The sequence below is a fragment of the Bradyrhizobium sp. S69 genome (genome assembly GCF_009766005.1).
GTDB lineage: Bacteria > Pseudomonadota > Alphaproteobacteria > Rhizobiales > Xanthobacteraceae > Bradyrhizobium.
In genome coordinates this window covers 190,707-211,183 of sequence record NZ_LMUK01000051.1, presented here as the reverse complement: position 1 = coordinate 211,183, position 20,477 = coordinate 190,707, and the positions used below count along the sequence as shown (strand labels likewise).

The 20,477-nt window shown below is 58.2% G+C and carries 20 protein-coding genes and 1 tRNA gene; 18 read left to right on the top strand and 3 right to left on the bottom strand.

Translation table 11 applies throughout. The annotated features are described in order from the left end of the window. Nucleotides 1-18 precede the first annotated feature (18 nt). The 9 genes from GSQ88_RS29915 to GSQ88_RS29875 all read left to right on the top strand — a co-directional run bounded on the left by GSQ88_RS29915 (nt 19) and on the right by GSQ88_RS29875 (nt 6,444). On the top strand, nt 19-678 hold the full coding sequence (locus tag GSQ88_RS29915; RefSeq protein WP_159011397.1) for an NAD-dependent epimerase/dehydratase family protein: 660 nt from the start codon (nt 19-21) through the stop codon (nt 676-678). A gap of 114 nt (nt 679-792) precedes the next feature. Beyond that, nucleotides 793-2,082 (top strand): UDP-N-acetylglucosamine 1-carboxyvinyltransferase, encoded by a 1,290-nt coding sequence (gene murA / locus GSQ88_RS29910; RefSeq protein ID WP_159011395.1) that lies wholly within the window; start codon nt 793-795, stop codon nt 2,080-2,082. Nucleotides 2,083-2,161: 79 nt separating this feature from the next. Continuing rightward, entirely contained in the window at nt 2,162-2,611 is a 450-nt protein-coding gene (locus GSQ88_RS29905; protein ID WP_159011394.1) for a DUF2948 family protein, read from the top strand. 113 nt (nt 2,612-2,724) lie between these two features. After that, a complete protein-coding gene (hisD, locus tag GSQ88_RS29900; protein ID WP_159011392.1) occupies nt 2,725-4,032 on the top strand; it encodes a histidinol dehydrogenase in 1,308 nt (435 codons plus the stop codon). Further along, nucleotides 4,029-4,529, top strand: a complete 501-nt coding sequence (locus tag GSQ88_RS29895) for a UPF0262 family protein (protein WP_159011391.1) — start codon at nt 4,029-4,031, stop codon at nt 4,527-4,529. The genes hisD and GSQ88_RS29895 overlap by 4 nt, the downstream gene beginning before the upstream one ends. 120 nt (nt 4,530-4,649) lie before the next feature. After that, on the top strand, nt 4,650-5,117 hold the full coding sequence (locus GSQ88_RS29890) for an arsenate-mycothiol transferase ArsC (RefSeq protein ID WP_159011389.1): 468 nt from the start codon (nt 4,650-4,652) through the stop codon (nt 5,115-5,117). Between the two features lie 224 nt (nt 5,118-5,341). Beyond that, nucleotides 5,342-5,965 (top strand): Maf-like protein, encoded by a 624-nt coding sequence (locus GSQ88_RS29885; protein ID WP_159011387.1) that lies wholly within the window; start codon nt 5,342-5,344, stop codon nt 5,963-5,965. Beyond that, nucleotides 5,955-6,176, top strand: a complete 222-nt coding sequence (gene yacG / locus GSQ88_RS29880) for a DNA gyrase inhibitor YacG (RefSeq protein ID WP_159011384.1) — start codon at nt 5,955-5,957, stop codon at nt 6,174-6,176. Before GSQ88_RS29885 ends, yacG begins: the two co-directional genes overlap by 11 nt. 192 nt (nt 6,177-6,368) lie before the next feature. Then, nucleotides 6,369-6,444 (top strand) — tRNA-Phe (locus GSQ88_RS29875). A 434-nt stretch (nt 6,445-6,878) separates the two neighbouring features. Here GSQ88_RS29875 and GSQ88_RS29870 read toward each other — a convergent pair. Together GSQ88_RS29870 and GSQ88_RS29865 are read right to left on the bottom strand one after the other, a co-directional pair. Continuing rightward, nucleotides 6,879-7,763, bottom strand: a complete 885-nt coding sequence (locus tag GSQ88_RS29870; RefSeq protein ID WP_159011383.1) for an ArdC family protein — start codon at nt 7,761-7,763, stop codon at nt 6,879-6,881. 259 nt (nt 7,764-8,022) lie between these two features. Beyond that, nucleotides 8,023-8,247, bottom strand: coding sequence for a helix-turn-helix transcriptional regulator (locus GSQ88_RS29865; RefSeq protein WP_159011381.1), 225 nt, complete (start codon nt 8,245-8,247; stop codon nt 8,023-8,025). Nucleotides 8,248-8,348: 101 nt separating this feature from the next. Here GSQ88_RS29865 and GSQ88_RS29860 point away from each other — a divergent pair, with 101 nt between their 5' ends. From GSQ88_RS29860 to GSQ88_RS29820, 9 genes are all read left to right on the top strand, one after another. Beyond that, the gene (locus GSQ88_RS29860; RefSeq protein WP_159011380.1) at nt 8,349-9,227 is read left to right on the top strand and encodes a hypothetical protein; all 879 of its coding nucleotides are present in this window, start codon (nt 8,349-8,351) and stop codon (nt 9,225-9,227) included. Nucleotides 9,228-9,869: 642 nt separating this feature from the next. Beyond that, nucleotides 9,870-10,382: a hypothetical protein gene (locus tag GSQ88_RS29855; protein ID WP_159011378.1), complete on the top strand. Its 513-nt coding sequence runs from the start codon at nt 9,870-9,872 to the stop codon at nt 10,380-10,382. Nucleotides 10,383-10,404: 22 nt separating this feature from the next. After that, the gene (locus GSQ88_RS29850) at nt 10,405-11,094 is read left to right on the top strand and encodes a hypothetical protein (RefSeq protein WP_159011377.1); all 690 of its coding nucleotides are present in this window, start codon (nt 10,405-10,407) and stop codon (nt 11,092-11,094) included. A 228-nt stretch (nt 11,095-11,322) separates the two neighbouring features. Further along, a complete protein-coding gene (locus tag GSQ88_RS29845; RefSeq protein WP_159011376.1) occupies nt 11,323-11,907 on the top strand; it encodes a DUF4238 domain-containing protein in 585 nt (194 codons plus the stop codon). A gap of 244 nt (nt 11,908-12,151) precedes the next feature. Next, nucleotides 12,152-12,976 carry a hypothetical protein gene (locus GSQ88_RS29840; RefSeq protein WP_159011375.1) on the top strand — a complete coding sequence of 275 codons (825 nt, stop codon included), beginning with the start codon at nt 12,152-12,154 and terminating at the stop codon, nt 12,974-12,976. 122 nt (nt 12,977-13,098) lie between these two features. Beyond that, nucleotides 13,099-13,713, top strand: a complete 615-nt coding sequence (locus GSQ88_RS29835) for a hypothetical protein (RefSeq protein WP_159011374.1) — start codon at nt 13,099-13,101, stop codon at nt 13,711-13,713. 61 nt (nt 13,714-13,774) lie between these two features. Further along, a complete protein-coding gene (locus tag GSQ88_RS29830; RefSeq protein ID WP_159011373.1) occupies nt 13,775-15,331 on the top strand; it encodes an ISL3 family transposase in 1,557 nt (518 codons plus the stop codon). A 776-nt stretch (nt 15,332-16,107) separates the two neighbouring features. After that, nucleotides 16,108-17,292, top strand: coding sequence for a DUF262 domain-containing protein (locus GSQ88_RS29825; protein WP_159011371.1), 1,185 nt, complete (start codon nt 16,108-16,110; stop codon nt 17,290-17,292). Continuing rightward, entirely contained in the window at nt 17,292-18,323 is a 1,032-nt protein-coding gene (locus GSQ88_RS29820; RefSeq protein WP_159011370.1) for an MAE_28990/MAE_18760 family HEPN-like nuclease, read from the top strand. Before GSQ88_RS29825 ends, GSQ88_RS29820 begins: the two co-directional genes overlap by 1 nt. Nucleotides 18,324-19,085: 762 nt before the next feature. On the opposite strand, the gene GSQ88_RS29815 is transcribed toward GSQ88_RS29820, so the two are convergent. Next, on the bottom strand, nt 19,086-20,228 hold the full coding sequence (locus GSQ88_RS29815; protein ID WP_159011368.1) for a hypothetical protein: 1,143 nt from the start codon (nt 20,226-20,228) through the stop codon (nt 19,086-19,088). Nucleotides 20,229-20,477 lie beyond the last annotated feature (249 nt).

Sequence of the window (20,477 nt, the reverse complement as noted above, 5' to 3'; positions counted from 1 at the left end):
ATCAAGAGGGGGAACGCGATGAAGGTCATCCTGTTCGGCGCCACCGGCATGGTCGGGCAGGGCGTGCTGCGCGAATGTCTGGTCGATCCGGGCGTCGAGCGCGTGCTGGTGGTCGGGCGCAGCCCGACCGGCCAACAAAACGCAAAACTCCAGGAAATCCTGCACCAGGATTTCCTCGATTTTTCCGCGATCGAATCCGAGCTCACGGGTTATGACGCCTGCTTTTTCTGTCTTGGCGTCTCGTCGGTCGGCATGGACGCGCAGCGCTACCGGCATCTGACCTATGATCTGACCATGGCGACCGCGACGATGCTGGCAAGACTCAATCCCGGCATGGTGTTCACCTATGTCACCGGGCGCGGCACCGACAGTACCGAGCACGGGTCGCTGAGATGGGCGCGCGTGAAAGGCAAGACCGAGAACGACCTGCTCAAGCTGCCGTTCAAGGCGGCCTATATGTTTCGTCCCGCGGGTATCCAGCCTTTGTATGGCGTTCGGTCGAAGACCGCCTGGATCAATGCGATCTATGTCGTGGCATCGCCGCTGTTGGCGCGGCTCGCCCGCACCTCACCGCAGTATATGACGACGACCGAGCGGGTCGGCCGCGCCATGATCAGCGTCGCGCGCGATGGCTATCCGAAGCGGGTGCTGGAGAGCGAGGACATCAACCGGTTCTGACAGCGGCCTGTCGTTTTCGCTCTCAACCTCATGAAATCGCCTCAAATTTCACGCTTTTGCCATGGGGGGGCGGTTCGCCCTATACTTTACCGATAGCAATCAGCGGGAATTGGCATGGATCGCATTCGTATCGTCGGCGGCAACAAGCTGAACGGCACCATTCCGATCTCGGGCGCCAAGAATGCCGCGCTGCCCTTGATGATCGCGGGCCTTTTGTCCGAACAGACGCTGATTCTCGATAACGTGCCGCGGCTCGCCGACGTCGCGCAATTGCAGCGCATTCTCGGCAACCACGGCGTCGATATCACCTCGGTGGGCAAGCGCCCCGGCGATCATCAATATCAGGGCCAGACCCTGCACATTTCGGCGACCGACATCATCGACACCACCGCGCCCTATGAGCTGGTGTCGCGGATGCGCGCGAGCTTCTGGGTGATCGCGCCGCTGCTGGCGCGGATGCATGAGGCCAAGGTGTCGCTGCCGGGCGGCTGCGCCATCGGCACCCGGCCGGTCGACCTCCTGATCATGGCGCTGGAAAAGCTCGGCGCCGACATCGCCATCGACGGCGGCTATGTGATCGCCAAGGCGCCCGGCGGCCTGAAAGGCGCCGATATCGAATTTCCCAAGGTCACGGTCAGCGGCACCCATGTCGCGCTGATGGCGGCGACCTTGGCCAAGGGCACCACCGTCATCACCAACGCGGCCTGCGAGCCGGAAATCTCCGACGTCGCCGATTGCCTCAACAAGATGGGCGCGCGGATTTCCGGCGCCGGCACCACGCGTATCGTCGTCGAAGGCGTCGCCAAACTCCACGGCGCGCGGCACACCGTGCTGCCCGACCGGATCGAAACCGGCACCTATGCGATGGCGGTGGCGATGACCGGCGGCGACGTGCAGCTATCCGGCGCGCGGCCGGAACTGTTGCAATCGGCGCTCGATGTGTTGACCAAGGCCGGCGCCGATATCACCGTCAACAATGACGGCATCCGGGTGGCCCGCAACGGCGCCGGGATCGGGCCGGTGACGGTCTCGACCGCGCCGTTTCCGGGCTTTCCCACCGACCTGCAAGCGCAGCTGATGGCGTTGATGGCCTGCGCCAGCGGCGCCTCGCAGATCACCGAGACGATCTTCGAGAACCGGTTCATGCATGTGCAGGAACTGGCGCGGTTCGGCGCGCGGATCCGGCTCGACGGCGAGACCGCGACCATCGACGGCATCGCCAGACTGCGCGGCGCCCCCGTGATGGCGACCGATCTGCGCGCCTCGGTGTCACTGGTGATCGCGGGGCTCGCGGCCGAAGGCGAGACCATGGTCAATCGCGTCTACCATCTCGACCGCGGATTTGAGCGGCTTGAGGAAAAGCTGTCGGCCTGCGGCGCGTCCATCCAGCGCATCAGCGATTAAATTAAAGGTTCACGCATATTCCGCAAAAGTGGATGCCGGTTTTGCGAAAGAATATGCGTCAAAATTCAAGGTGCGATCGATGACGGCCCAGCTCAAACTGATTGCGCTCGATACCGAGGACCTCGCGGTGATCTCCGCCCATGTCCAGGAAGCCCGCCTGCACGCCGCCGACATCATTTGGCGGCAGGGCGAAAAGCGGCTGGTGGTCGGCATGAGCCGGCTCGACTGGGAACAGACGATGGCGGGAGAAGCCACCCCGCGCCGGCTGATATCGGCGCTGCGGTTCGACCGCGTGCTGTCCTGCAAGTCGCGCAATATCGATCTGGAGGCGGCGGAACCCGCCCTCGAATTGCTCGGGATCGAGTTTAACCCCGGGGAAGCCCCCGGCGGCAGCGTGATGCTGCTGTTTGGCAGCGGCGGAGCGCTCCGGCTCGACGTCGAATGTCTCGAATGCGAATTGGCCGACCTCGGCGCCGACGATCTCGGGACCTCCGAACTCGGGGTCGAGCCGTCCGGGCTGGATGCCTGATTGGGCCATACCCCAGCTACGGCTCAATTTCGACGATATCCAAAGGGTTGACGGCCATTGGCCGCCGCGCCATTGAGCATAGGCCTTCGATCCAACCCTTAAAGAAAGCCGCCATGCCCGTTCGCCTGGACCGCCGCAGCCCCGATTTCGCCGAGCGCTTCGGGGCGTTTCTCGCTGCCAAGCGCGAAGCGTCCGCCGATGTCGAGCGGGCGACCCGGGCCATCGTCGATGATGTGGCGGCGCGCGGCGACACAGCCCTGATCGAGGCGACGCGCAAGTTCGACCGGCTCGACATCGAGGCCGGCGGGTTGCGGGTGACGGCGGCCGAGATCGATGCGGCGGCAAAGGCCTGCGACGGCCCGACGCTCGACGCGCTGAAATTCGCGCGCGACCGGATCGAGATTTTTCACCGGCGCCAATTGCCCAAGGACGAGCGCTTCACCGATGCGCTGGGCGTCGAACTGGGCTGGCGCTGGAGCGCGATCGATGCCGTCGGACTTTATGTTCCGGGCGGCACCGCGGCCTATCCCTCCTCGGTGCTGATGAACGCGGTGCCGGCGCGCGTGGCCGGGGTGCCGCGGCTGGTGATGGTGGTGCCGTCGCCCGACGGCAAGCTCAATCCGCTGGTGCTGGCGGCGGCCCAGCTCGGCGGCGTGTCCGAGATCTACCGCGTCGGCGGCGCGCAGGCCGTGGCGGCGCTGGCCTGGGGCACCGCGACCATCGCGCCGGTCGCCAAGATCGTCGGCCCCGGCAACGCCTATGTCGCCGCCGCCAAGCGGCTGGTGTTCGGTAAGGTCGGCATCGACATGATCGCCGGTCCCTCGGAAGTGCTGGTCATTGCCGACCGCACCGGTAATGCCGGCTGGATTGCGGCCGATCTGCTGGCGCAGGCCGAGCACGATGCCAGCGCGCAATCGATCCTGATCACCGACGATGCGACATTGGCCGATGAGGTCGAGCGCGCGGTGGAATCGCAATTGAAGACACTGCCGCGCGCGGCAATCGCCAGCGCCTCGTGGAACGAGTTCGGCGCCATCATTCTGGTCGGCACGCTCGACGATGCCGCGCAGCTTGCCAATGACATCGCTGCCGAGCATCTGGAGATCATGACCGCGGATCCGGAAGCGCTGTCGGCCAAGGTGCGCAATGCCGGCGCGATCTTTCTCGGACCGCATACGCCGGAGGCGATCGGCGACTATGTCGGCGGCTCCAACCACGTGCTGCCGACGGCGCGCTCGGCGCGGTTCTCGTCGGGCCTCGGCGTGCTCGACTTCATGAAGCGAACCTCGATCCTCAAATGCGGGCCGGATCAGTTGCGGGCGCTGGGCCCGGCGGCGATGACGCTGGGCAAGGCGGAAGGGCTCGATGCCCACGCCCGTTCGGTCGGAATCCGACTCAATCTGCCCATCGATCCGGCATGACCAAGCCGCCCCCGATGGATGATTCAGACAATCGCATCGTCGCGGTGACGCTCGATGAGGAATCGATCGGGCGCTCCGGTCCCGACATCGAGCACGAGCGCGCGATCGCGATCTATGATCTGGTCGAAAAGAACCTGTTCGCGCCCGAGGGCGCCGGCAAGGGCCCGTTCACCTTGCATCTCGGCATCACCGGCAGCCGGCTGATGTTCGACATCCGCCATGAGGACGGCACGCCCGTGGTGGCGCATCTGTTGTCGCTGACGCCGTTCCGGCGGATCGTGAAAGACTATTTCATGATCTGCGACAGCTATTATCAGGCGATCCGGACAGCTACGCCGGACAAGATCGAGGCCATCGACATGGGCCGCAGGGGCATTCATGACGATGGTTCGCGCACGCTGCAGGAGCGGTTGAAGGGCAAGGTACGGGTCGATTTCGAAACCTCGCGCCGGCTGTTCACGCTGATCTGCGTGCTGCACTGGAAGGGCGAAGCATGATCCCGACCCGAAGGGCCGCGTTAGCGCAAAGTGGGTTCCGGTTTTCGGATCAGATCATGCGGCACTTAAATCGCATGATCCCGTTTAGGAGCGTGCCCGATCTGAGAGAAACCTAGGCGCATGGTGACGCCGCCGCGCGCGCGGGCTCCGCAAGCCGTGCTGTTTTCGTGCGGCTTCAACAGCGTGCGTTCGCCAATGGCCGAAAGCCTGCTCAAGCACATGTTTCCGCAGGCGCTTTACGTCAGATCGGCCGGCGTCAAGAAAGGCGAGCTCGACCCGTTCGCGGTCGCGGTGATGGCGGAACTGGGCCAGGACATTTCCAGCCACCGGCCGATGACGTTCGAGGAACTCGACGATTGGGAAGGGCTCAATTTCGACCTCATCATCACGCTGTCGCCCGAGGCGCATCACAAGGCGCTGGAACTGACCCACACGCTGGCCGCCGACGTGGAATATTGGCCGACGCATGATCCGACCGGCGCCGAGGGCAACCGCGAGCAGAAGCTCGAAGCCTATCGGGAGGTCTGCGACGGACTGTTGCTGCGGATCCGCAAGCGGTTTTCCAAGGTCGGGGCGGCGAGCGGCTGATGTAGGGACGACGCGGTTGATCACGTCGTCCCCGCGCACGCGGGGACCCATACGCCGTGAGGGTTATGATGAAGGAAGGCGCCCGTGTCATATTTCTTCGAACAATGGAGGCTAGGGGCTATGGGTCCCCGCGTCCGCGGGGACGACGATGGGTTGTTTCAGAGAAGCCCTTCCGATAGGTTCCGCGCGAATTTACCCCGAATCCTCCCCCAGCCAAATTCATCATGCTAGGCCGCCCCAAATTCGTTCTCGCCTCCGGTTCGCCGCGACGGCTCAGCCTGCTCAACCAGGCCGGCATCGAGCCCGATGCGCTGCGTCCGGCCGATGTCGACGAGACCCCGCGGCGGGGCGAGCTGCCGCGCGCCTGCGCCAACCGGCTGGCCCGGGCCAAGGCGGACGCGGCGCTGAAATCAGTGCAGCTCGACGACGAACTGCGCGGCGCCTTCATCCTCGCCGCCGACACCGTGGTCGCGGTCGGCCGCCGCATCCTGCCGAAAGCCAATCTGGTCGACGAGGCCTCGCAATGCCTGCGGCTGTTGTCGGGCCGCAACCACCGCGTCTACACGGCGGTTTGCCTGGTGACACCGAAGGAGAGCTTTCGCCAGCGCCTGATCGAGACGCGGGTGCGCTTCAAGCGCCTGAGCGAGGACGATATCCAGGCCTATATCGGTTCCGGCGAATGGCGCGGCAAAGCCGGCGGCTATGCGGTGCAGGGCATCGCCGGATCGTTCGTGGTCAAGATGGTCGGCTCCTACACCAATATCGTCGGCCTGCCGCTCTATGAGTCGATCACGCTGCTCGGCGGCGAGGGCTTTCCGATTCGCTTCGGCTGGTTGAATGCCAGTTAAGCCGCCGGACCAGGCCCCTGGAAAGCCGTCCGGCAAGCCGGCCGCCACCAAGCCTGCCTCGAGCAAGCCTTGCCCGATCTGTGGCAAGCCTGCCACCGTGGCCGCAGAGCCGTTCTGCTCCCCGCGCTGCCGCGACGTCGATCTGAACCGATGGCTGTCCGGCTCCTACGTCGTTCCCGGCAAGCCGGAAGACGACCAGGATACGGAATAAGCGAATTTCATAAGCGTTTTAAGTAGTTAGCGGATGGCTCGTCCGTCTTCGCCCTGCGGGCTACGCCGGACACGCTTCGCCTTCGTCCGCGCGGCTGCGCCACGCGAAGCCGAAGGCGAAGCGTGGTGGACAGGGCCGCCCGGCCTGACTATAAACCGGCGCTCCCGACCCCCGTTCGCGGGTTCGGAAAGTGCCCAGGTAGCTCAGTTGGTAGAGCATGCGACTGAAAATCGCAGTGTCGGTGGTTCGATCCCGCCCCTGGGCACCATTAATCGATTGATTTTCGAAGGTTTTTTCGTCGTCCGGCGCCGGCCCTTTTCTTGTAGCAGTCGTATTGCAACCCCCTTGCAACCGCGAACCGCAAAATTGGCATGCGGGCGTGCACGAACAATGGGTGGGACATTGGACCGGCCCATCCGGGAGGATGCAATCCGCCCGCTTGGGGGCTGGGCGGGCAAGTACCTGGCCAAGCTCACCGCATCCCGATAAGCCGCGTAGCTGCTGGCGAACGGCCCTCTACGCTCGCCGTCTGGGGCAAACCCGCGTCGGCGGTACCACCAAAACCAGCCAGGGCCGCACCTGCCAAATGTTTCCAGGGTGCGGTCTGCGTAGAACACTTCGATAGCAACGCCGATTAGCGGATGGGTAGCGTAGAGCGGGTTAAACTTAGAATTTGCCATCGGTGCCGCGCCTCTCTCTGCCCTAAGCGGCGGCATCGTTTTGCCCATCGGACAGCGTCAAGCCGCGGAGGTAGTCGGCGGCGGCTTGTGCCTTGCTGCACGCCGTGAAGAATGCGCGGCTGTCGGCCTTCAGGAGGCCAATCCAGTTTTGGATATAGCCGGCGTGCCGCAGATCGCCGTCGACCGAGAACTCGGCACACAGGAACGCTGAGCACAGCTCGGCTACCAGCTCCTCGGCCGCGTAGGCCCTTTCGCCGAAGCGGTGGCGCAGGTCACGAGCTAGCCGCGATTTGTGGCCGGTCCAGTGGCCAAGCTCATGGAACGCCGTTGAATAGAAATGCGCGGCATTCTTGAATGCCTCGAACCGGGGCAGGTTGATTACGTCGTCGCTGGGCCGGTAATAAGCTTCGCCGACGCCTTCGCGGATGGTGGCGCCGCCACTCGCGAGAAACTCGTCAATCGTAGCGTCGCGCTGGTCCGAGTTACGCAGTTTGAACTCACTGGGAGTTATGATCCGCGTGGGCAGGTTCTCGCACTGATCGACATTGAAAACGGTGTACTCGCGCATCATTGGGACGACGCGCGTCGCGGTGGCATCCTCCGCGCTCTTGTCGCGGATTTGGAGCTGTTTGACGAAATACACTTTAGTGCCGCGTTCGCCCTTGCGAACGTTGCCTCCCGCCTCCGAAGCCTGCTTAAACGTCAGGTGGCGCGGCGTCGCATAGCCGTTAGCCTGGGCCATCCAAAGAAGGACGACGTTGCATCCAGAGTAGGGCCGGTTGGTCGCGGCGTTGCACGGTGTATTGGCGCCGGGCGTAGCCGACCACGGCTTGACCCATGGCACTGCGCCCGCCTCCATCTCCGCAACAATGCGCGCAGAGACCTCCGTGTAAAGATCACGCTTCATGGCTCGCCCCGCGGTGACGGTTGCTGCGACCGCAATCGGCCGCGTGCTATCGCCGCATTGGGGCTAGGGGTGCGCCCTTCTCACCCCCGGGGAGGCATGGACAGGCCACCCCCCTCGCGCGCGCCGAGACATGTGCCTCGCAGATGTAGCCGCCAAAAAGTAAATCGTTAACAAATCGTTAATTCAAAACCGCGGCGCGGAATGCGTCCAGGGCGAGCGCTTCAATGGAATTATGTCGCCAGTCGTCACGAGAACGATGCTAGTGTCCGAAAAGTTCAGCGAGCGTGATGCCGAGAGTTGCCGCGAGCTTTTCCAGCGAGGTCAACGTCGGATTTGCGGCACCGACTTCGATGGCGCTTACCAAGGCCTGTCGCATTCCAGCCTCGGCAGCGAGGTCCTCTTGTGACCATCCGCGCTCAAGCCGCAGCTTCCTGAGATTGCGGGCCAAAATACGCCTAGCCGATTGAGAATCCCGCCCTGTCATCCATGAGGATGATCCATTGCGGCAGGCGCACCGCCACACGCTTTAACGTATAATACACGTTTGAGCGAGTAGAACCCACCTGAAGATCGAGGAGGAAAATCATGCGAAAATTATCGCGGGCCTCGCTGTTCGCGGCGGCCATTCTGCTCCCTGCCGCTGGCAACGCTGGTGCTGTTCGTGCCGAACAGGCGATTCTCAGCGACGGGAAGGCCAGCCGCACAGATCCGATTGAGAAGAATTATCGCGGCTATTACCTCGACCTATCGAAGTTCGCCGATCGGCAAGACTTCGCGGTAATTTCTGAAGCGCTGCATCATCAAATCGACATCGTAGAGAACGTTGGATTAAGCCCGCGCGTGCTTGGATATTTCCGCACGGTACCGATCGTCGCGAACGAATTGTCATGCCTGGAAAAAGAATTCGCCGCACCCGCTTGCTACGGTCCAGCAGTACCCGAGCACTCTGAACCTGCATCTCGCGAGATGACGGTTTGGGACGGTGAGAGGTCTCAGTGGATTAACAAAGACCCCGTATACTTAGCCTCCGACGTCGAAGGTGGCATCGTCATGGTTCGCCCGATACTCAAGTTCGACGGGCAAAATCCGGTCATCCTTCACGAACTTCTCCACGCCTTCCACAACCGGTTGATGCCGCAGGGATTTCAAAACCCCGGAATTTTGGTCCATTACAATCTTGCGAAAAGCAAACAGTTCTACCCCGCCGATGCATATGTTATGACCGATCAAAAAGAATTCTTTGCGGTGACGGCGAGTGTGTTTCTCTATGGCAAAGACGACAAGGAACCCTTCACGCGCGAAAAGCTTAAAGCAAAACAGCCCGACTATTATAAGTATCTTGTCGGGCTCTTTGAATTTGACCCGGACCGCACAATTCCGGTCGCGTCGGCCACGTTGCAAGACATCACCGGTATTAAGTCGACCGAGCCGATCTTGCCCGGGATGTCAGCCGCGTCCAAATAAAGACGCGGTAACAAGGTGACACCATTTCACGATGCCGAAGCTCTCGGAAGAAAAGAGTAAACCTTGGCACTTTCGAAGGGGGCTGTAGCTGAGCCGCCCGGTTTTAGCGACAGCTCAGGGCGCCGTTCTTCAGGATTCGGCCGTTTGATACGTTCCACCCCAGGCAGCTAACTCCGGCGTTCCGGCAGGCTCCCCAGAAAACGCGAGAATGGGCCGGAAATGCCGGCCTTTCGCGCGTTCGACTTCGTCTCCAAACTCCCAAATCGGCAATCGCGGGCGACAATCGGCGAATGTCTCAGGTCACACCCGCGTATCCCCGTTTTGCAGAGACTGTCGGCGAGCCTGGGTTCGATCATAGTTGACGGGCCCGCGGTCAAATTCGCCATTTTCTCCAGTTCAGGTGCAGCCGTATTGAGAGCCGTCAATCCTGTGCTGCAATCCGGAGGCAGCGCAGGCGGCGATTCGGGGGCAGCCGCGCGGACGGTTAATTTGTAACAGAGCGGTCGAAAGTCCTGTAGGTACATTTAGGAATCCCAGCGATTCCGTTTTGCATGGCTTTGGGCCGGTGCTGAACTGAAGTGCTTAGGACTGAGCGATTCGCAGGGGGTTTGCAGAAAACTGCCTCCGCCCAAGGAGAGCCTGATGATTGTTTTGCCAGATGTTCAGCTAATGGAACTAAGGGAGGCTACACCGGGTGACCTTGTAAGGTTTGATTTACGAGGCGCATCAGCGTTGGCCATCATTATGCGACAAACGGAAAACGGCGCAGTCTGCGCTTTTCTGGAAACGAACGACGAGGCGCGTCCGCCATTCTTTATGAGCATGTCCATCGAAGGATTGATGTGCATGTCCTTCGGTGGAGAATGGCTACTAGACCTTACCTTTGACGCCAACTCGTTTCCCGGCAACAGCCGGTACGCAGAAAAACATGGGGTAATTCACGTTGGTGAAACCGTAGTTGCCATCAATTTAAATCGCCCTCCAGACGACATTCGGTTAAGGGCCATCGCGTTCGATTTGAAAGCGTTCAAACCAGTCGATGTTCACCGCAGGACGCATGCTCCAGTGACATCTTGGAAAATTTGGCGCACTGCAGCAGCAAAGCATGAGGTTAACGTCGAACCCCTGTTTTCCTTTACGATGTCTCAGAGCTAGCGCCAGAAGGACGAGAAGAGCGATGAGCGCGGAAGACCTCTTAAAGCTCCCTTGGGACTTGCAGGTCCCTCTTGCCAGCGGATATGCGGCCTACGTGCTGGCGTACACCGGGCTGCGGGACCGTCAGAAGACGGTTGACGTGGCCTTCATTTCCTTGGTCTTCAGCTTGATTGCGACGGGGGTCCTTGCGCTGGCGGCCAAGCACGGCGTCGAGCCTTTGCGGTCTAGCGGACTGGCGTTTGCCGTAACGGTCATCTCAGGCGCTTTCTGGAGAAAACTCGGTAGGCCCCTTATTGGATGGTCTCTCAGGGCAGCCAATATTACGTGGGCGAATGATGATCCCTCCGCACTCGCGAGCCTAAGCGAAAATACCAAGTGCTACGTTACGCAGGTCGCCGTGTTACTGGACGATGATTCTTGGCTGAGTTGTGAGAATGCTGTGGAGTTCACCAAAGCACCTTTTGGGCCTTTTCAATTAGGACCGAACGGCGACATCGCACTCTACGTAACCGACATTTCATTGGCAGATGGAACAGAAAAACCTCAACTTAGGCTCAGGGATGCGGCTTACGGAGACCGCATCACCTACGTTCCAGCAGCGCGAATCAAGCGCATAACAGTGCGATATCTTCGGAAGCCTAATCGTTCTTGGCTGGGGGCGGCTTTTGACCGGTCTCGGCAGGAGCAAGAGGAGCCTTCGGCTGCACCGTAGCGCCCGGGTCAGCGGGCTTCGGATTGAATGACTTTGTGAACGGCTCAATCGCCTTCGGGTGGGCACTATCACCGACGACGCGCGTTCCCTTGAAAGGATCGTTGGCCATTACGCTATACTCCGCAGGTTGGGATGCGGTGATTCGCACCCAGTGGTGCATCCTACACCAAGGCCCGGACGGTCTTTTCGTTTTTTTGGCCAGACCGGGACTTTCGGTGAGCCAAGCGAATGGACAGGAAACATCGGCACTGGGTGTCGTCTTCTTATTTGGATGCTTGGGCTGATCCCGATTGCCCAGCCCACTATGACCCGTACGTGCGTATTTTCGCTCGTGACGGGAATGAACATACGAAACGCGCGCTTCAAAATATCTTCCACATGCCAGACCTATACACGATTTTTAGCGAGGGCGGTCGAGACCTGAGTATTGAGAACGCTTTCGGGCAGTGGGAGGACGGCTTTGTAAGGGTCCGAAACCGATTGGAAGCCGGACAGGATATCTCACAAGAGGATGTTGCCGCTCTTTATGTTTCCACAGGCGCGATGTTGGCGAGGCCTCCCCACAGGATCAACTTCATATCTGACCAACGGGCTCACGTTGTAGAACAAGCGCGCTCGATTCGGATCGATCCTAACGTTCTGCCAATTCCATCATTGTCGAAAGGACCGAGCATGAGCTTAGATGAAGCTCAGCAGCTCGCCGATCACCCAATGGGCACTTGGTTTCGAGATAATCTCGGGGCCAATATTGAGGCTCTGGCATCGCGCTTCGGATGCGATGTACTAATTAACGGTCCGAACATCCGTTCCTGACCAGTGATGACCCTGCGGTGATCCAGCACCCGCCGAGGGATCCCGGCGATTCCGTTTTGCATGGCTCCTGCGGCGATTAAGAATCAGGTAGTGTCTTGACGCTACATTTGCGTTTGTTGCCCCGCGCGCAACCTCGTTAGGCCCGGAACAAAGTCCCGAAGTGGCCTGCAGGAGGTTCGATCCCAAGTGGTCGGCTCAAATAGCCGGGCAGTGAAAATCAATTCGGCTAGTCAACGGAGGCTGCATGCAGCACGGTGGTATCAAGGTGCGGCTTTCGCTGCGTGGGGAGCCTCAAAAGCTTCTCACGTACTGGCGCGGCTCACTGCAAGACCAGCTTCCCGAAACGGCAAATGTGACGATACTTAGGAAGGATAACAAGCTCCCGATCAATCCGTGGTGGCCAAACTATTTTAATCCGAACTTGTATTTTGAAACGATGACGCGGACTGAGAAAAAAAGAGCGGAACTCAGTATTTCGGACCAGTCCCTTTCAATGAACGCCACGGAAATCGAGACGGCTCGGCGGTTGACCGACGTCATTTACGGCTGGATTTCCGGTCGAACCAACCTGCCAACTTTCGGTAGTGCGATGCCGCACGCCAGCTTGAGCCTCACGGTTGATGGATTGCCGTCACTCGTGGACGCGGTAGAGCGGTTTGGTGACCCCGAAGTTGTCTCGGTTGCGTCAGTTGGAGCCGTATATACACAAGGTAATCCGCGCCGTTCAGACGTTCGATGGCTCCCCAAACTTTCGGATAGCAGTCTAACCGCCGCCCTGGAAGAACTGAAGGTCTTTGAGGGATTGCTTGCAAAGGGACAGGCCACGGAGGTCCGCAGGACAGTTACTCGCATCGGGAACATCTTTCGCAAGGTCCTGAACCTCCGTAAGGCAAGGCTAAATAGGCGTATTACGGAGGTGTTTGGCTATGGCGAAAGGCTCGAAATCGATGGGGTCTTGATCACCGATGACATGATCGAAGGTTTTCAATACAAACAGATAATGCGCTGGCTTGACGCGGAATTGATCCGCAAGAGCCCAAAGGTAAGGGGCTGGCGCGCTCGTGCTTGAACGAAATCTGCTTGCAAAGAATGATTACGGCTTGGATGGTAAGTGTAGTTTCATAGATGAAACTGAGGAGGACTGAGCTGCTGCCGGAGGTGGCGTCATGCGGAGACGAAGGTTAAGTTTTGATGCAATGGTTTGATGAAACAGAGGCGGACCTCAGAAACCTGATTGAACGTGACTTCGCTCCTCAACCTAGCCCGCTGACCGCCATCGCTGTGCTGGATTGGATGCACTACCAAGCGCGGATAGTTCCTCGCCGCCGTCGTACCGTGATAGTCTCGCGGAAAGTTGCGGCACTGACGGCTACCTATCCTGCCATCGAGCAATTGAAGGCAGAGCTTGAGCGCGGACGCGATGTTTCACCTTGGTTGAGTGACAGGGTGCGCAAGCGCAAGGAGGACGCGTTCGCAGACTTGATGTTTAACGACTGGCAGATCAGCCACTTTCATCTTGGGTCGCATTTCGTCGCGCCAGACAAGGTGGAGCGGACAGATGAGTGTCTCTTCGTGCTGATCAAGGCCGACCGCGCCGTGTTCCTCGACGTGAAGAGACATGGACCCGAGAACTATACGGCCCGAGAGGTACTCCGTATTCTCCTTCGTACAAGCCCTGAGGATTTACCTGAATTCAAAGGAGTTATTCCTCAGCGGAGCAATTCCGGTTGGTCCGACGCAGAGTGTCATTCGGCCTGCAATATTGACCCCCTAAGCCGGGGGATCGGCGTCCAAAATTGGCTCTGACTCACTTTTGATGCAGTTCGAGGGACGTCTGGCGTTTTGATTGGGGGGAGAATCAGCCGCCATGCAGCAAGCAGTCCAGCGCTCCAGTCTGGTGCCGCGCGGGTTTGTTGTAGAAAGTGCGTACTACGAAGGCGATAAGGTGGTTATTACTGTCCGGGCGTCTGGAAGGTTTGGCTTGTGTCCGTCGTGCGGAACGGTTTCCAGACGTATCCATAGCCGGTATCGACGACATGTGTCCGATCTGCCGCTCTCTGGGCGGATAGTACAGCTTCTGGTGATTGCCCGCCGCTTCCGTTGCGATGCCGTACTGTGCGGGCGTCAAATCTTCACCGAACGCTTTGCTGAGGGGGTGCTGGCTCCGTCGGCTCGACGCACGGCGAGACTGGACTCAATCGTCCATCACCTTGGTCTGGCGCTTGGCGGACGACCGGCGGCAGGCTTTGCAAAGAGGCTGATGTTGCCAGTGAGTAAGGATACGCTGCTGCGCGTGGTCCGACGCCGTAGCCGTCCGCCATCTGATCCGCTTCGAGTCATCGGCATTGACGATTGGGCCTGGCGGCGCAATCACCGGTACGCCAGCATCGTGTGCAATCTGGAAAAGCGCCGAATTGTCACGCTGCTGCCGGATCGCGAACCCGCGACTGCCCAAGCCTGCCTCGCTGCTCATCCGACGATCGCGATCGTGGCTCGTGACAGTGGTGGCGGATATGGCGAAGCCGCGGCAAAAGCCCTGCCGCAGGCGATACAGGTCGCGGATCGTTGGCATCCAATGGAGAACGCCAGTCGGGCCTTCCTCGACGCCGTCCGCAAATCGATGCGCCAGATACGCACAGTCATCGGTGCGACCACGATTGATCCCAAGCTGCTAACAGCTGCCGAGCGTCTCCAGTATGAGGGCTACTTGCGCCGCGAGGAGACCAATGTGGTCATCCTGGGTTTGTCGAAGAGCGGTACACCGATCAAGCAGATCGTGCGTCAGACTGGCTATAGCAGGAAGCTGGTACGACAGGTGATACGCGGTGAACGCCATGATGTCTTCCGGACCCGCGAGAGCTCACTCGATCAGCACCTGCCATGGCCGGACGATCAGTGGGCGTCTGGCTATCGAAATGGAGCTGAACTCTGGCGTCGCCTCAAGTTGCGTGGCTTCCGAGGCTCGCTCCGCGTCATCAGCGAGTGGGCGACCCGCAGACGACGGGCCGAAAAGACCGATGCGCAAAACCTTCAGCGGCTTCCGTCCGCCAGAAAAATCGCACGCCTCATGACAATCGGGTGCGACTTGCTCACCAAAGCGGAGACGGTCCTTGTTGCAGCGATCGAAGCCGGCGTACCAACCTTGGTAGAGGCACGCGAGATTATAGCCCAATTCCATTTGATGATCCGGCGCAAGGTTGAGGCGGGACTTGTCCCATGGATAGAGCACGCCCGCGCGAGTCTCGTCGCCTCGTTCGCTAATGGCGTCTCGAGGGATGAAGCGGCGGTTCGAGCGGCTATCACATCGTCCTGGTCGAACGGACAGACTGAGGGTCAACTCACCCGCCTGAAGCTTGTCAGACGTCAGATGTATGGCCGCGGGAACATCGATCTGCTTCAAGCCAGATTAATCGGCGCGGAATAGAGCTGCACCAAAATTGCGTCATAGCCAAATTTGCAAGCCGATTGACACGCAGAGCTGCTTAAATTGCGGCAGGCAGGCCTTTCTTACTCGATCCAGAACGATGGAAAGCTATTTTCTCCACCAGGGCTAGGCCAAAGCACCTCCGGGCACGCGACTAGGATTGTGGTGAGGCATTTCAATCAGCTCAACAAAGCCATTCGCGATGTGATGCGAAATGGTCTTCGTTATCCGCTTCCAACTCTCCCGGCACCGGTCATAGCCATGGCACCTTTACCCATGCGGCTTGGTATCAGACTGCGTGACGATGGATGCTTGGTACTGCGGGAGAAGACGCGGGCAATCGACATTATCGACCTGCCGCCGTTTGAGTAACGGTCGCCGGTAGCAACTACGGGGGCATATTGCAGGCTTGTCCAAATACAAAACTCTGATAACAAAAGCACATCCCTAGCGGTCAAATTTCCTAGGTTTTTCAATGCTGAAACTGGTCGTTGGCGGTACCCACCCAACTGTACCGTGGCGCTGCGGGCGAACCGCATAAAAGTCCTTTCCGTCCATATAGGTTATATACAAGCTCCGTTTCGGAATTCCCGGCCATTCCGTTTTGCATTGCTGACCTCCTAGGGAAGTCTAGGTTTCAAGAACAAGATTGACGTGCGACAATAATACAACCAATCCCATTTTTTTAAGGCAATATTGCTCACAGGCTTCACGAAGGTGATCTGGTAGGACATCCCTACCTGCTATCGCGCCTTAATCATCCGCGGGGGAAAATCATGGTGCTCGCACCGTCTGAACTAAACCTATGGGCCACGCGGCCCAAAGAAAAGGCCACGCCCGTAACTGACAACGAGATCAACGAGCGATATTCACGCGGCGAAGGCCGTATCGTTATAGAGACCAATCGTGAGAAGCTTCCGGGTTTCGTCGCCTCACTGAAGCAACCCAACTACATGGACTTGCGCCCCTTCTATCAACGCCGTCCGAGATGGTCGGCAGCTAAACAGAGTCTTTTGATTGAATCCTTCATCATGAACATCCCGGTCCCGCCGGTGTTCCTGTATGAAAAGGAATACAATTCTTACGAAGTAATGGACGGTCAGCAGCGAATCACCGCGCTGCAGTACTTTTACGAAGGAAAGTTTGAGCTTGCCGACCTAAAGCAATGGCCTGAAATCAACGGTCGCACTTACTCGACTTTGCCCGAAAAGATTAAGGCCGGTCTCGATAGGCGCTCGATCACATCCATCGTGCTCCTTAAAGAGTCGACGAGCGGTGAAGAGGAGGCATCAAGTCTTAGGGAGACTGTATTCGAGCGCTTGAATACAGGTGGCGTTGAACTGGGAAGGCAGGAGATAAGGAACGCACTATACCGCGGCCGTGTGAATAATATGCTTGATCGGCTGTCTCGCATCCCCGCCTTCAGAAAAGCTTGGGGGATTCCGCTCTACGTAGAGAACGAGATCACCGACACTCCCGGCCTGCTAGAGATTTCAATATTTGCCCAGATGGCTGACTCTGAGATGGTTCTTCGGTTTTTTGCGCTTAGGCACGTGGCCAATTACCGGAACGGAATGCAGGGTTTCCTCGACATATATATGCGAAAATCCCTAGCCTTCACGGAAGCGGACATCGCAGTGCTAGAGCAGCTGTTTATCGATACACTGAAGTTAGCTGCAGATATCTATGGCGATGCGCTTTTCCGGCCCTTCAATATCGAGAAGAACGAATGGGAATCTCGCGCCCAGAGAGCCTATTACGACGCCGTCATGGTTGGCTTGTCTTCGTTCCTTGATCGCGAGCAACAAGTCCGCGATAAGTCCGAGGAGATAAAGTCGGCCACGATCCAGATGTTCAAGGAACATGAAAACGGTACCTTCACAGGTCGCGGCAATACCAAGGATGATATTGAAACTCGAATCCGCTTATTTGCGGAGATGGTCGAGAAGGCGATCGGCTGATGCACACCGCTCTCCTCGATCGAAACCTTGAAGCGCTGGGCGCGGTGCGCAGGCATGTGTCTTTCTCAGCAAACCTTCGAAACCAGGTTGGTCAAACGTCTTTCATTTGTAAGGCTCGCGACGAGAAATGCTTCGACATTGCCGCGATTCTGGGCGATGCCGCAGATACTACAAACTGGCGAGTGATCGATCACTGTGCGGCTATTACGCGGACGTATGCCCTTTTTGAGTCCTTCATCTGGCAGCTGCTACGCGAGTATCTCGCATTCCTATCAGGATCGTACACGCTAACGGCCCTTGGCCCAGATTTCCGTTCGAAATACACTCGTGGAATTGGACAGATTCTTGTTGAACAAGACAAGCAGCGTTACCGTGGTGTCGATATCTCCAAACTCATCGCGGGCGTCAACCAAGCCATGGCGGATGAAGCTGGGTATCAAATCCAACCCGAAGCGCTGCTGCGTGCGGAGCAGAATCTCCGAATGACTGAGTTGCAGCGGTTGTTTTCGCAGTGCGGTCTGGCCGGTTTGGACGTCTGGGTTACGAAGCACAGTGCCGTCGAGGAATTCTTCGCGGCTCAGTCGCGATTGTCAGAGACCGCGGAGAGCGAACTTCGTCAAATCGTGGAATATCGTAACGAGGCAGCGCATGGTGACGTGGATCAAGTTCTTGGCCCAGATGTTCTGATCGAGTTCACACACTTTTTCGAAGCTCTTTGTAAGAGCGTCACTGATTTCATTCAATATGACACGCTTCGAAGGGCTAAAGAGGTCGGTAAAGCCACAGTGGTAGGCATAATCTCAGAGCGCTTTCACGACGACATCGTAGTGGCAAAAGTCACCAACAGTACACTGAAGATCGGAGAGTTGATCTATGTGTTCGGAAAGGGGCTTACGATGATTGCCGAAATTAGGAGCATCCAGCTTGATGACGTCGACGTTCAAGAAGCCGTGCTGGTAGAAGAGACCGAAGTAGGTCTGCGCTTAGGGGTGAGGACGAGGGTGGGCTGCGAACTGATCAGGTTTGGCTAACCGAACCGCGGCTGCGTACCTGCCGAGTGTGTCTCGATGCTAATTTAGACCCCCAGACTGGGTGTCGTAGAAGCGACGCGAGTTCATTACGCTTATTGGAGGCGCGACAGTAACGTGGTCGGTTATGGCGCGGGCGGCGTATTGATGATTCAATTCGTCGTGCCTGAGCTTCAGTTCTATGGAGCTTCAAAGCGTCGCTGATCACGATACTCGCGCTGCTCGATCTTTAATTCGTCGATGCGGTCGATGTCATCACTTTGATTACCCAACTTAGCTATGATCGCCGGTACACGCGCCGTGGCAACCAAGTGCAAAGTTAACATGCCACTCGAACTAACGTGGCCGCGACTATGCTGACTGCCTCGCGGAGTGTCCGGCTGACCAACGGTTTAAAGCTTGGCTGAGCAGTTTTTTGTGCTAAATTGCTCTACCTGAAGTCGCGGGAGTCATACTATGCAGAGGTCATCAGTCGCTCTCTCCACAGTGATTGTTGTTGTGCTCGTCGGCGGGTACTCTTTTCCGACGTCGGCCCGAACCATGGAGGATTGCGTGGGAGCTTTTCACAATAATGAGGCACAGATCGAGTCTTCCGGAGAGAGCGAAAGTAGCTTTCTGGTAAAGTGCCTTGCCCACAAGGAGGCGCCGGGTAGCAAGATCGGATCATCTTCAAAACGGCTGAACGAAGGTTCATCCGTATCAATAGCTCCAACTCCACCCACTTCTATCCCCAACACGGTAGGCGGTGTTATCTCGCCGCGCTGATCAAGGCGCCGGAAGTGTTCCTGCGGCAACCGGAACGCTTATACGCTCGACGTTTGAAGTTTTCCGGCCGTCACTTTGACCACCGCTTGTCGGTGATCCCGTTCCCTGAGATGACGCGTCTTCCGTAAACAGCGCGAATTCGTAGAAATATTTCAGGCCGAATTGTGGGTCGTCTCCAACCCTTCCTTTAACGTAGATGGTACCATCTCCGTTCGATGGCAGCGCTATCGCGTCCGCTGGAACGTCATCTCCTGAGAGGCAGAGCCAATCGTTTCTCAGTGCAACGTTCTTTTCGAGCTTATGTACCGTCAGCCGTTTTTTCTTTTCATCGAATAATTTTTTGTACAGCTTCTCATTCGTATAATCGATGGAGTCATAGTCATCCTGAGACAACCCATTACCGTAATCACACAAAATACAGCCTGGTGGCTTGACAAAAGTTAGGTCCGGAGTTGCTTCTTTCCAGCCATATCCTTTAAAATTGCCATTGAGGTCAGTAATAAACTGTCGGCGAACGTAGATAGTCTTGCTCTCATTGGACTTTTGCGGGGTGGTATCCACTGTTACCGTGACAGGTTTGCCATCGACGCTCGCGCTAACTGTGGTCTTCGTTCCTCCGGCTCCGCCGCCTGCCGATGATGAGCCGGTCTCGATAAGGGGGTAGTCACTTTCGAATTCGGCATCGCTCGTGAGCTGTCGCGTAACATACTGGTATAGAGCACGCAGGCGTCGAAGCTGGTCAGTATCAACGACAGGCGTGAGTGTATATGTTTGGACCCACTGGTCAGTTGCTGAGACGCCTAATCCCGGCGCCGCTCGAGCCGTCGCACGAGAACCTCCACTAAGGAGTCCCGTCGCCCCCGTTTGAATTGTGTTCGTTATGCCGGTCGAAAGCGGAATGCTGGCTGTCGGCGTAACGGAAGCTTGCGTGGTCGCGGTGGCCGCAGTTACCTTGACAAAGGCGGGGAGGCCGTACCTGCTTTCGATAGATTTTCGTATGTTGTACGTAACCTGCTTGGTAATCAATTGGTCATAAGTACTCGCAATGTCCAGCGTGTTGTAATTTATCTGGGTGCTGGCGCAGCCCACTAGAGCAGTCGAAGCTATCGATATCAGCGACGTTCGATGAAACGAAATCCGCATCCCGTCACCCCCAACCTTGCGCCCGAGCGAAAGTTAACCACGAATTCTCCTAGATTGTCTACCCCAAGTTGCAGGCTCATGCCGGCGGGACTGCCCCCGGTAACCTGATGAACGCAATCGGCGGTGAGGAGAGCCCGACAGCAAAGTGCCTTGGCTTTTTTGGAGACTTGGTCCCGAACATCCGGCGGCTTGGCATGATCTGCCGGGAGATTTTGAGGGCTCGGCACCTAAACCAACGCCACCGATCGA